This window comes from Methylomonas sp. EFPC3, assembly GCF_029643245.1.
Classification (GTDB): domain Bacteria; phylum Pseudomonadota; class Gammaproteobacteria; order Methylococcales; family Methylomonadaceae; genus Methylomonas; species Methylomonas koyamae_B.
Map to the genome: position 1 here is coordinate 1,907,921 of NZ_CP116398.1, position 12,747 is coordinate 1,920,667.

General features: G+C 55.4%; 7 protein-coding genes. 3 read left to right on the top strand and 4 right to left on the bottom strand.

Annotated features, from left to right (window positions below):
• Positions 1-19 precede the first annotated feature (19 nt).
• From PL263_RS08545 to gap, 3 genes are all read right to left on the bottom strand, one after another.
• Entirely contained in the window at positions 20-1,447 is a 1,428-nt protein-coding gene (locus PL263_RS08545) for a tyrosinase family protein (RefSeq protein ID WP_278212610.1), read from the bottom strand.
• 409 nt (positions 1,448-1,856) lie between these two features.
• The gene (pyk, locus tag PL263_RS08550; RefSeq protein WP_140912165.1) at positions 1,857-3,290 is read right to left on the bottom strand and encodes a pyruvate kinase; all 1,434 of its coding nucleotides are present in this window, start codon (positions 3,288-3,290) and stop codon (positions 1,857-1,859) included.
• Between the two features lie 9 nt (positions 3,291-3,299).
• Positions 3,300-4,313, bottom strand: a complete 1,014-nt coding sequence (gap, locus tag PL263_RS08555; protein ID WP_140912164.1) for a type I glyceraldehyde-3-phosphate dehydrogenase — start codon at positions 4,311-4,313, stop codon at positions 3,300-3,302.
• Between the two features lie 190 nt (positions 4,314-4,503).
• Here gap and ylqF point away from each other — a divergent pair, with 190 nt between their 5' ends.
• From ylqF to PL263_RS08570, 3 genes are all read left to right on the top strand, one after another.
• Positions 4,504-5,412, top strand: a complete 909-nt coding sequence (gene ylqF, locus PL263_RS08560; protein ID WP_278212612.1) for a ribosome biogenesis GTPase YlqF — start codon at positions 4,504-4,506, stop codon at positions 5,410-5,412.
• 153 nt (positions 5,413-5,565) lie between these two features.
• Positions 5,566-6,207 carry a DUF2076 domain-containing protein gene (locus tag PL263_RS08565; protein ID WP_278212614.1) on the top strand — a complete coding sequence of 214 codons (642 nt, stop codon included), beginning with the start codon at positions 5,566-5,568 and terminating at the stop codon, positions 6,205-6,207.
• Positions 6,208-6,465: 258 nt separating this feature from the next.
• Positions 6,466-8,457, top strand: coding sequence for a methyl-accepting chemotaxis protein (locus tag PL263_RS08570; RefSeq protein WP_278212615.1), 1,992 nt, complete (start codon positions 6,466-6,468; stop codon positions 8,455-8,457).
• Between the two features lie 60 nt (positions 8,458-8,517).
• Here the strand turns inward: PL263_RS08570 and PL263_RS08575 are convergent, their stop codons facing one another.
• Complete coding sequence (locus PL263_RS08575; protein ID WP_278212616.1) at positions 8,518-12,369, bottom strand: DUF1631 family protein; 3,852 nt, start codon at positions 12,367-12,369, stop codon at positions 8,518-8,520.
• Positions 12,370-12,747 lie beyond the last annotated feature (378 nt).

Sequence of the window (12,747 nt, forward strand, 5' to 3'; positions counted from 1 at the left end):
CTTTCCAATTCCGCTCTCGCTAGCGAGTCACCGAAATTCCGTAAGCCCCGGTACCGGTTGGACTGTAATGACGCACCCTAACGAAATACTGACCGGGCAGCAGGACCCGAACAATTTGCGAATTAGTGCCGGGTCCGCTATCGTCGTCTTGCGTCACAAAACTGGTTTGGCTGTTGGGTCCATACAGGCTGATAAAGGTATCTGTCGAACCGGATGTCGTAATCGTATGGCTGACGGCAGCGGAAACCATAAAGGTATATACATCGCTTTCGTTCGCAGCGGCGATATTGCCTTGCACCACCGGGCCGTTGACCAAGATTTCCGGCAACCCAGGCGGCGGATTGGGCGATACATTGCCACCCACTGCAATCCCGTATGGACCGGTGCCGCCAGCCTGATAATGGCGCACCTCGATAAAATAGGTACCTGCCGATAACTGGGTTTCGATTCGAGCATTGGTTTCAGGGCCGCTATCGTCGTCGCTGGTAACCAGATCGGTCTGATTGTTAGGCCCGAATAGCGACATGAATACATCGGTTGGCCCACTTGTTTCCAGCGTATAGATCCCGGCTGTCGGCGCCAAAAAGCGATACCAGTCGCGCTCGCTGGCGAGTCCGATATTGGCCGGCCGCGAAGCCGCCCCCACCGTCAAATCGATAATTTGCTGAGGTTGCGCCAATTCGTCGTCGTAGCTGTATCCCAGGGTCGTATGGTTAATAACGCTTCCCGGCGTCGGTGGCGACACTTCATTTTGCCAGGGCTCTAGCGGCGTGTTCAAATTGAAATTGGCATCGCCTTGGAACGCTGCCTGATCCGGGTGTTGGCGTTGCCACAGCGCCCAAAGCCGGTCTACATTGCAATGCAAAAGAAAAAAGATCGGATCGTTGGGCGAACTGGCGGTACCCGCGGCACCGCCGACCGACGTATGCACCGTGTTATGGCTTTGGTTCTCCGCGTTACGCACGAATACTCGATAAGGCACGCTAGCCAATACGGCACGCACGGTATTGGCGGTGGGTAACTGACTGAGTTGCAGGTCGCGAGTAAGTTCGACGGGATCGCTGGGGGAATCGCGCTCAGTCAACGGCCACCGACCGCTACCGAATGCGAACGGGCCGTTTTGCACTGCGCCGCCGCGCGGAACGCCGTTGCCGCCCATGAAATCATCATCCCAAAGACTCGAGTTGGCGTTACGGTCGGTAGTCCAATCCCAATAGGGTAAGCTTACTGAGGCGTCAATAGCCTGCAGGTCAAGTTCAAGTCGCCGCAAAAACTCCCGGTGCCATGGCAAAAACAACACGCTGCGATGAATCCCACTGTTGAATAGCTCACGGTGATGACGCACATATCGGTCGTAGACGCCGTTAGCTTTGAGTTGCAAAAGAGCGGCAATGAAACGCGCCTTTTCGTCCGGCGTTAATGTGGTGTGATTTTTTCGGATACCCATGGCAGATCCTCCTCTGAGTAACTACGGTAAGCTCACATTTTGAGCATGGTCACTGTAAAACAATCGTCGCGACTTGTCATGACACCCGCGTACCGGTACGAAAGTACCTGGTAAATCTATGAACTTACAACGCGATATTCGGTGGTTCGTGCCTCGGTCTGGCCAGTGAATAATTTGCCAAGCTGTAATGATTCGCCGAATTTATCCTGGAACTCCGTTCGGGCTAAGCTGATCGAAACTAGCGGAGACGGGATCTTCGACACGTGCATGGCAAACGATATTTAAGTACCGAGTTAATGGTTCATAGAAAGACCCAAGCACCCACACTCCCGCTCGCCGGCCCCACAAACAAAAAACGCGGCGCCCGGCCAAAGCCGGAACGCCGCGTTTTGATTTAGGGCAAAACCGATCAGTCTTCTACGGTGACCACTTTCAGGGAGTTGGTACCGCCCTGATGGCCGGTCGCGTCGCCTTTGGTGATGATGTAGGTATCGCCTTTGTTGACCACACCGCGGGTACGCAGCTTGTCAATGATGGCTTTGTTGACTTCGGCTTTTTCCATCGATTCGCGGCTGAACGGAATCGGGAATACGCCGCGGTACAACGTCACCCGGCCCAGCGTTTTTTCGTGACTGCTAAACGCGTAAATGGGGATGTTGGAGTTGATCCGCGACATCCACAACGGGGTCGAGCCGGACTCGGTCAACGAGGCCACACCGCTGATCTTGGTGTGGTTGGCCATGTACATCGCCGACATCGCAATGGCTTCGTCGATCGCCGAGAAGCTATCGGTCATGCGGTGATGTGAATGAGTCACGCTCGGTTGCTTTTCGGTTTCCCAGCAGATGCGCACCATGGCTTGCACGGTTTTCACCGGATGCTTGCCGGAAGCGGTTTCCGCCGACAGCATGATCGCATCGGTACCGTCGACAATCGCGTTGGCAACGTCGAACACCTCGGCGCGGGTCGGGATCGGGTTTTCGATCATCGACTCCATCATCTGCGTTGCAGTAATCACGGCCCGGTTCAGTTCGCGCGAACGTTTGATCAAGTGCTTTTGCGCCGCCGGCAAGTTGGCGTCGCCGATTTCCACACCCAAGTCGCCGCGGGCGACCATGATCGCGTCGGACGCCATGATGATCTCATCGATCACGTCCATCGCTTCGGCCCGTTCGATTTTCGCCACCAAACCGGCATAGGAGCCGGCCGCTTCCAACAAGGCACGGGCTTCGTGCATGTCGTCGGCGGTGCGCGGGAAGGAGATAGCCACATAATCGGCCTGAATCACCGCGATGGTTTTGATGTCTTCTTTGTCCTTGTCGGTCAACGCCGCCGCCGACAAACCACCGCCCAGCAGGTTGATGCCCTTGTTGTTGGACAAGTCGCCGCCGACCACCACTTTGGTGTTGACGCGGGTGCCGTTCTCGACGTTGACCACGTCCAGCACCACCCGACCGTCGTCCAGCAGCAGGCGAGTGCCCGGCTTGACTTCGCGCGCCAGCGGCTCGTAGCTGATACCGACCTGAGTATGGTCGCCGTCGTATTTACCAAGATTGATGTCCAGGGCAAAGTCTTGGCCTTCGTCCAGCCAGACTTTGTTTTCCTTGAAACGCTCGATCCGGATTTTCGGGCCTTGCAGGTCGGCCAGAATACCGACCCTGCGGCCGGTTTTCTTGCTCAGTTCCCGCACGCGGTTGGCACGGTCGATATGATCCTGAGCGGAACCGTGCGAGAAATTCAAACGAACGACATCGATACCCGCGTCGAACAATTCCTCAAGTACGCCCGGCTTGTCCGTGGAGGGTCCCAGCGTCGCCAGGATTTTGGTTCTTCGTAACAGCATGTAATCCCTTTATTTGGCGTTATGCAGCGCAATGGTGGTGTCCAACATACGGTTGGAGAAACCCCACTCGTTGTCGTACCAGGACAAGACTTTAACGAAGTTACCGCCGGTCACTTTGGTCAGACCCGCTTCGTAAATCGACGAGTGCGGATTGTGGTTGAAATCGGAAGACACCAAAGGCTCATCGTTGATCGCCAAAATGCCTTTCAAAGAACCGTTAGCCGCTTCGCGCAGAATGCTGTCGATTTCTTCCTTGGTGGTGTTGCGCGAGGCCTGGAAGCACAAATCGACCACGGAAACGTTGATGGTCGGAACCCGCATGGCGAAACCGTCCAGTTTGCCTTTCATTTCCGGCAATACCAAACCCACTGCGGCAGCGGCGCCGGTTTTGGTCGGGATCATGGACTGGGTCGCAGAACGGGCGCGGTGCAAATCGCTGTGATAAACGTCGGTCAGCACTTGGTCGTTGGTGTAAGAGTGGATCGTGGTCATCAAACCGTGGTCGACGCCGATGGTGTCCATCAACGGTTTAACCAGCGGTGCCAAGCAGTTGGTGGTGCAAGACGCGTTGGAAATCACGGTGTCGGACGCTTTCAGGGTTTGGTGGTTGACGCCGTAAACCACGGTGGCGTCGACATCGTTACCGCCCGGAGCGGAAATGATGACTTTTTTGGCGCCGGCAGAAATGTGCGCGGAGGCTTTGGCTTTGCTGGTAAAGAAACCGGTGCACTCGTGCACGACGTCGATGCCCAGTTCACCCCAAGGCAATTTAGCCGGATCGCGCTCGGCGAAAACCCGGATGCGGTCGCCATTAACCACAATGTAATCGCCATCCACTGTCACATCAAACGGGAATTTGCCATGAACGGTGTCGTATTTGGTCAAATGCGCATTGGTTTTGGAATCGCCCAAATCGTTGATCGCAACCACTTGAATTTCGTTGGTGCGACCGGCCTCGTACAGTGCGCGCAGAACATTGCGACCGATACGGCCGTAACCGTTAATTGCAACTTTAATTGCCATAGAATTTTCTCCGGGATGATTGTGAAGGACTGGGGTTGAGATGTGCCGAAAGCACCAAAAATTCGGCAGATTGTAGCAAACCCTGGCAAACAACGTCTACCGCCGCGACCGGATTAGCGCCGCTCGCCGCTGCCGCACCTACTCAACTACGTTACAATTGCGCTCCATTCCCGACTGCAGACAACCGCTCATGCAAATCCAGTGGTACCCCGGCCATATGCACAAGGCCAGCAAAGAAATCAAATATGCGCTGCCTGAGATCGATCTGCTGATCGAGATCCTCGACGCCCGCATCCCTTACAGCAGTCAAAACCCGATGCTGGCCAGACTGCGCGGCAGCAAACCCTGTATCCGGGTATTGAACAAAACCGACCTGGCCGATCCGGAACTGACCAAGCAGTGGCAGGCGTATCTGGAACGCGAGCAAGCGGTGAAAACCCTGGCGGTAACCACGCAACAACCCGACAAAATCAAACAGATCATTGACCTGTGCGGCAAAATGCTGCCGGAAAAAACCGCCGCCGGCAAAGTGGTCAGAACCATGATCATGGGCATCCCGAATGTCGGCAAATCGACCATCATCAACGTACTGGCCGGCAGGACCATCGCCAAAACCGGCAACGAACCGGCCGTGACCAAACAGCAACAACGCATCAACCTGGGCAAGAATATCGTGCTGTCCGACACGCCTGGCGTACTGTGGCCTAACGTCGAGAACCGGCACAGCGGTTACCGGCTGGCCGCCACCGGTGCCGTCAAGGATACCGCGTTCGAACACGCCGATATTGCTTTGTATACGCTGGATTACCTGCGTCGTGTGTATCCGGAACTAATGCGCCAACGCTATCGAATGGAAACCCTAGCGGAAGAATCGCAGGCCTTGCTGGAAGCGATAGGTGCCAAACGCGGCTGCTTGCGCGCCGGCGGCATCGTCGAACTGGACAAGGCGGCCAAACTGCTACTGACCGAGTTGCGTGCCGGCACTATCGGCCGAATCACACTGGAAACTCCGGAGATGATAGAGGCCGAGATGATGGAAATGGCCTCGATCCGCGCCGAAAAAGCCGCCGAGCGCGAAACGCGCCGACAGCGCTCCTGACCGGCGCCAATGCGCAATCGGGCCGCGGCCGACGGTTCAGGCGTTGAAAATCGGCGCAGCTTGCCCCACATCGTTCCGGAACCTTTAAGCTACCCCTGGGGTCTGCTGCGCAACCGCTGAGCGGCCAATATTCTCAAAAACGGAGCCATTCGAATGAATCCTCAAGAACGCGATCAACTCAACCTGTTCTTAAAACAATTGACCGAGGCCAGAATCAGCGCCAAAGATGCGGAAGCCGCGCAGTTGATTGCCGACGGCGTCGCCAAACAACCCGATGCCGCCTACCTGCTGGTGCAACGGGCCATGTTACTCGAACAAGCGTTGAACAGCGCCAAAAGCCAGATCGCCGACCTGCAACAGCAATTGCAAAATAGCGCCGCGACGGCACCGCGCGGCGGATTTTTGAGCAACGATCCGTGGGCGGCAGCACCAGCTGCTGACGGCGTTCCCGGCGTCGGCAATTACCAGGTGCCGCGCAACGCGCCGATGCCACCGCAAGCCAGCGCGTTCGGCGGCGGCTCGAGCTTTCTGGGCAACATCGCCACCACTGCCGCCGGCGTGGTCGCCGGATCGTTTCTATATCAAGGCATCGAAAGCCTATTGGGCCACCACGGCGGCGGCCAATCGCTGTGGAGCCAATCCCCGCACGATAGCTTGGCGGAACCGACGGTCATCAACAACTACTACGGCGACGAGGCGATTGCCGCCGCGACCGCGGACGAGCCGAACGATTATGCCAGCGACGGATCGAACGACTTCGATACCGCCGGCTCCGACGACTCCGACTGGATTTAGCCTATGGACTGGCCCGAGCCGAAACTTTGAAGTATCGGCCCGGGCCAGCGCGTCAGCCACCTACCAAGCCACAAAACCACTAGCGCCAAACTCGCTCCGTCCTCAACTCCCAGCAAGGCGGAAGCTCGCTGTGACTGCGGGCGTCACCGCCTTCCTTCCCCAAAAATATGGTCTACACTTTCGAAAAACCGGCGCAAGCCGGCGAATCATCTAGCCTAGCAGCCGTCTGATACGCCTTCAACCTTTGGAAAATCTTTAATGCAACTCACCATACGGAACAAATTGATCGCCAGCTTTTCGGCTCTGGTACTGATCTTAGTCATATTCGGGCTGTTAGCCTGGATCTATATCGGCCGGTTGGGATCAAGTCTCGACGAAATCGCAGAATGGAAGGTGCCGGCCGTTAAACTGGCCGTCGACGTGCACGCCGGCGCCTACGACGCGACGATAGAGCAGCTCAATTACCTGCTCTACGAACGCGAGGAAACCTATAGCCGCGCCAAGCAGGTGTTGAACACCATGGACGACAACCTGAACAAAGTCGACAGTATAGGCAACACCTTTTCCGATAAAGCCTTGTTGGAACAATCGGCTTCAGTACGCAACAATGTCAAAGATTTCCGCGAGTTATACGATAACGGCGTCGCCGCATTGAAAAACAATCGGCAAGCGGTCGACACCATGGTCAACAGCGGCAGAGCGGTACTGGCCGAAGCCGACGCCTTTGCCGAAAAGCAAGAAACGGAATATGCCAAACTGTTGGAAAACGGCGCCAGCCAGACCGAACTGAACGGCAAGGTACAAAAATACATTCTGGTCAACCGCATCAAGTCGCTGGCGCAGACCATCATTCAACACGAAAAGGAAGAACGGCTGTACAAGGACCGCCAGTATTACCAACAAATGCAGCAGGAATTACCGGCACTGATGGTGTTGTACGACAAACTCGCCGCAATTACGCCCGAACCGACCGAACACGAACGCATCGATAAAGCTCGGGCCGAAACCGCAAAATACCAAAACGCCGCGGCGCAATGGATCGACAACGACACCCGCCTGAAACAAATCGTCGCCAAAATGGACCAAATCGCCGCCAGCGCCCGGCAATCGGCCGCCGCCGCGGAACAGGACGGCTGGAGTAAAGCTCAGGAAATCGCCGGCAAAACCGTGGCGCTGGTCGGCCAGGCCAATACCATCATCGTGGTGTGTCTGATCTTGGGCATTGTCATCGGCGTCGGGATGGCGTTCACCGTGCCGACTAACATAGTCAATTCGATCAATGCGCTCAGCAAATTCGCCAAAGCCTTCGGCACCGGCAACCTCACCGTCCGCACCCGATTCTCGCCCAGCGACGAAATCGGCGTCATGGCGCAAGACTTCGACCACGCCGCAGAAAGTATTCACAAAATTGTCGGCAAGGTCAGCGGCTACTCGCAAACCTTACAACGGAATGCCGAAGTACTGCTGCGGGCCGTAGAGAACAACTCAGCCGGGGCTCAGTCGCAAAAAGAATATATCGAACAGGTTGCGTCGGCCATGACGGAAATGGCTGCTGCGGTGCAAGCGGTGGCCCGCAATGCTTCGCAGGCGGCCGGAGCCGCGGCGGAAACCGACCGCCAAGCCCGCGCCGGGCAGACCGTGGTGCAGCAGGCAGTCGGCTCGATAAACGCACTGGCCCGAGAAATTGCCGATGCGGCGGGAACGGTCAGCAATCTGGAAAACCACGTCAACGACATCAGCAGCATTCTGGATGTGATTCGGAGCGTTTCCGAACAAACCAATCTGCTGGCGCTGAACGCGGCGATTGAAGCGGCCCGCGCCGGAGAACACGGCCGCGGCTTCGCCGTGGTCGCCGACGAAGTACGTACGCTGGCCAGCCGCACGCAGTCATCGACCAGCGAAATCCAGAGCATGATAGAAAAGCTGCAATCAGGCTCGAAACAAGCCGTCGTCGCGATGAATGCCAGCCGGACACTGGCCGAACAGAGCGTGGAAAAAGCTCAGGCATCGGGTCAGGCCCTGGGCGCAATTACCCAGTCGGTGGCGACCATCAGCACGATGAACACCCAGATCGCCACCTCTGCCGAGCAACAAAATGCGGTGACCGAGGAAGTCAGCCATACCGTGATCAAGATCACCGAGATCGCCGAAACCGGCGTCGATACTGCAAGGGCCTCGCTGAAATCCGGCATAGAATTGACCGATCTGGCCAAGGAACTGGAACAAGCGGTGTCGCAATTCAAGGTATAAGCCCGGACTACCGGCCGCGACAGGGTTCCGCCGGCCGGTAACTGGCGGATTTCACAGCGATCAAAATCCCCAGAATTCGACGTTTTCGAACGAAAACGACTCGCTGGGCGGCAGCTTTTCGCTCAATTCCAGCAGTCGGATCGGCTTTTCGATGCCGTAGCCCTGGCAAAAGTCCACCCCTATCCCTTTCAATAGCGTCCTGATTTCGTCGTTCTCGACGTATTCGGCGATAGTTTGCAAGCCCATGGAATGAGCAATTTCGTTCATCGACTTGACAATGGCAACGTCGGCCTTGTTGTTATGCATGTCTTTGACAAAAGCGCCGTCTATCTTCAGATAATCGACGTTGAGATTTTTCAGGTAGGAATAGGACGAGTATCCGGAACCGAAATCGTCGAGCGAAAATTTACAGCCGAACTGTTTGATCGCGCCGATAAATTTCTTGGTAAATCCCAAATTTTCCGCCGCCACGGTTTCAGTGATTTCGAACGTGATTTTTTCGCAAGGTACGCTGCCTGCCGCCAACACCGATTTCAGAAACTCCAGAAAATCCTCGCTATTGATCGACTGCCCGGACAGATTGATCGAGAAACCGTCGATTCTATTGAATAACTCGCGATTGTTACCGATCCAGTCGAATACATTGCTGACCACCCATTGATCGATTTCCGGCATGCGCTGACAACGTTCCACCGCAGGGATGAAATGGTCGGGGGCAATGACATTGCCGTCCTCGCCGGTGACGCCAAGCAATATCTCGTAATGCAAATGGCTGGCGGTGACGGGATCGGTGCCTGCGATCATCTGGCAACGGGCAAACAAACGGTTTTCGGCAAAAACTTTGTCGATCCGGCCGATCCATTCGTGCAGCTTTTCCTGATAACGCAAATTCTCGTCATCGCTGGAAAACACCAATACATTGTTCGGCCCTGAGCGTTCGGCCGACATGCTGGCTGAATCCGCCCGCCGCAGCAATTCCTGTACGTCGTAGCATTCGGCGGCGAACGGCACCAAACCCAGGCTGACGCTGATCGAAAAGCTGCTTTCCTGCCATTGAAAATGTGCCTCGTTAACCACTTTCACCAGCTTACGCGCCGACGCCAAACCCTCCGCCGCGGAACAGTTCTTGAACAAAATCGCGAACGATTCATCGCCCAACCGCGCCAGCAAATCGTTACGCTCGACGTGTTGCGATAGCGTTGCCGCCAAACTCTTCAACAACTGCTCGACCCCGACAGTACCGCAAATATTGGCGATCACCCGCAAGTCCAAGACTTCCATATGGCACAGCATATGGTGGGCGTCACCGATTCTGGCGGTCTCGTTCTTGAGCTGCTTACTGAACTCGTCCCTGGTAAACAGTTCGGTCACCGGATCGTGCGTGGCATTGAACAGCAGTTTTTCATGCATCTTCTGCAGCATCAAATTGGTCGTTCTATCGACCAAGGGCGAATCCAGACTTTCCATTTTTATGGCTTCGCCTTTACGCATCAGGTCGGCCAGCTCCTCCCTGCTCAACTCCAATTTATTCAGGCCGTCTCGGTTCACAAACACATACAATTGCAACAAATCACCGACCCACACCAATTTCATCGATTCGAAGCCTTGGCCGTCGCGCAGCAAGGTAAACCAATCGCCAACACTGAGCTGCTCGACCTGCGCCATCCAGGCGTCTTCCTTGAGCGGGCGCTCTTTATGACTTCCGGTATCGGCCGGCGGAATTCTGACCGTCTCGACCGGTTTGCGTACCTTCGGGTCGCCGCTACCCAGCAACAACGCGGTCAATTCATCGACCACACTGTCCAGTAAAAACACGTTGGTACATACCGAGGTCAACTGCTCCTTGACGTAATCCAGCGTGGTCTGGATCGTCGCCGCCTGGATTTTCAGCATCGAATCCTGTTCGAACAGCCAGAACAATAGGTCGTCGAACACCTTCAAATAGGTGCGTTTTTCCTCGGGTTTACGTTCGCAGTTCAATTCGGCGATCAGCAGCAGGTGTTGCCAGCCGTATTGCAATAATTCCGGGATGACTTTAGGCACCACCCGGCCGGCAATACGCTTGTCGATTTCGTCCTGTACCGAATGCCGGGCCTTTTCCAGCTTCTGTTGGCCTTCGTAAGTTTCTATGATGCGTTTGACATTGGTATCGACCGATCGGGTCACTTGCCGGGTAAGTTCGCCCAACTCGCGCTCGGCTTGCTTGAAGACCTCGGGGTTGGTTTGAGATTCGCTATTGATCCGGGCAACAATATCGTCTACCGCGGTTTTAATATTGATATTTTTTACCACCCGATTACTTTTGACCGCAGGCTCCAATACCGACAATTGGTTCAAAATGCTTTTTACCGGATGTAAATCGGCGTTTAAAAAATCGTCGCCGCGCAATGCCAGAGACAGTAAAGGCAAGTGGATACGTTCCAGCGCCGGTTTGATCTCGGACTCGGGCGCCACGTCGTTGAACAAGGTTTCGAAAAACCGGCCATAGAGATCCAGATGTTGCATATCGGACGCGGAAATCGATTTCGCCCCCAGCCCCAAGCCGCTCAGCGTATCCTGCAAGCGCTTTTTCAGCAGCGACGCATCCCAGTGCAACTTGGGTTCTCCGGCCAGATTTTCCTGCAACCGGGCGATGGCCGTGGCAATTTCGTCGCGGTCGAACAGCGCCGCGGCCGACGCCTGACGCGCGGTCGCGGCAGGTGCGGCAAGCTCGGGATAGTCGATGCCGGTCTCGGTCAACAAATCCAGCAACGTTGCCGCGACCTGGCCTAGCGGCCGCCGTTCCCGCGTGTCGCCGCCTCCCGTTACCTGGCTCAATTCAGTGGGCGTTTGCTGTTCGCCGAACCCTGAGCGGTTGGCGACGTTCCCGCCGCCAAGCCCCCTGGATTTGCCGATATCGCTCCAATGCGGCTGCCGCGGAGTTCTCTTGTCCGCAGATTGGTTCCGCGACAAAAACATGTAAGTTTTCTGGTAAACGCCGTTCAAGTCATTGAATAGCACCTTGCCGAATGCGCTATAGACCAGGCTATTGATTTTCCGCGTCAAATCCAGCTGGATCACCAACTCGCGAAAACTGTCGCACAACACCGCTGGGCTGAGGGGGTTAACGACGCCACTCTCGCTGAAACCGAATATCCGGCCGATCTCGCCGGCGACCAGATTGATTTGCTCGTCGTAATGGTTAGCCAGCTTTCTGATGATCAACGACATATTCAGCCAGTCTTCGAAGTCCTCTTTCTCGACCAGGGAAAGCACGCTGTAGTCGGGAATCAAACGCTCTTTATCCGGCTCGTTCCGGGCAATGCCGTCGACATGGGACAATACCGAAGTACAGAATTCGCTGATAAACGTTTCCCGCCCGGTTTTCAATACCGTGATTAAATCGTCGAGCATCGACTGATTGGTAAAGCATTCGCTGTATTGACTGGAGTCGGCGATATAGTTGCCCACCATCTCGTAGTAGTGGTTCAGCACCGGCGGCAGGTTTTCGATCAAGAACACCTTGAACAGATTTCTCAACTTCTCCTGATCCAACTTACCCGGCTGGTTCTGGTTTCCGGGTGCCAACAACGCATTCAATGGCGCGCTGGCATATTTTTTCAATGCATTAAACGTATCCCGCGGCATATCCTCGACCGCGACGCCGATGCCACCGCCGGCAACATGTAAGGCGCGGGCATCGATCCGATATTTCTCGCCGTTGGCCGCCGAATCCAGGGAAAACTGGATTTTCACCGCTTTGTCCAATGGTATTTGCTCGGGCGCCTTCAGCGCCAAGAAAAATCCGCCCAAGCAAAAATCCAAAATCACCGCGTCGAACTGCAAACGGTTATCGACCACCAACACGGCTTCCAGCTCGATCGGATAGCGAATGTACCTGCGCTGTTTTTGTTTATTAATGTTGGTAGGCATGTAAAGCGAAAATTGAAATTCTATCGATCGCGAAAATCCGCCGCGGGGATCGAACAAGACCGACTTGGGCAGCCCGTCCGGGCAGGAAACAATAGTTACCCGACGCGAGCGATACCAGAACAGCCGGGGTGAAGCCGTCTAACAAGGGCGCTAACTCTAAAATCGAATACTACATCAGCTCTCCGGAACTCACAAATAACGGCAAAGCCTCTCAAAACAGCCTCCTCGACACTAAATCCAAAGACTTAACCCGGCACCGCTAGTGAGGCGCTCCCTCGGGAATGTATCGATCTTAACCAGAAACATCCCGTGTCTCCTGTGTACAATAATAGTCGGTAGCTGCAGGAATGCCTTTGTAAAAACTTGCCCGAACACGAC